Source organism: Microbaculum marinisediminis, from assembly GCF_025397915.1.
GTDB classification, from domain to species: domain Bacteria; phylum Pseudomonadota; class Alphaproteobacteria; order Rhizobiales; family Tepidamorphaceae; genus Microbaculum; species Microbaculum marinisediminis.
Genome location: NZ_JALIDZ010000044.1, coordinates 1 through 382, shown reverse-complemented (window position 1 = coordinate 382; position 382 = coordinate 1). Strand labels below are relative to the sequence as shown.

The window sequence follows — 382 nt, the reverse complement described above, 5'->3', positions numbered from 1 at the left end:
GCGTTCGCTACGAGTATCAGGGCGGCGATTCCAAGGACGCGCGGAACTGGCGACGCCTGGACGACCCTGACTTGCCGGTCATGCCGTAGGAGAAAGCACGATGCCTAATCCCTGGGAAATGTCGGACGACCAGTTGCAGCAGGCAACGCGACCGCAGGGCGTCCTTGGCGCGTTCGAAACCGCCGAGACGTTCGCCCGCAACATGATGGAAGGTATCCCCATAACTGGCCCGTGGCAGCGCCGAGCCGTCGACTATTGGGCGGAGACGGGCCGGGGCCTGCTCGGTATGGACCCTGACGAGGGGCGGCACGAGCGGTTGACCGGACAGCATCCCATAGCGGGGACGCTCGGCAACGTCGCGGGCAGTATTGCGGGTACGGCT

Annotated in this window: 1 protein-coding gene; it reads left to right on the top strand. The window is 65.4% G+C overall.

The window, feature by feature from the left end:
- Window positions 1–100 precede the first annotated feature (100 nt).
- Window positions 101–382, top strand: a 282-nt coding sequence (locus tag MUB46_RS24500; RefSeq protein ID WP_261618542.1) for a hypothetical protein, incomplete at its 3' end; no start/stop codon positions are given.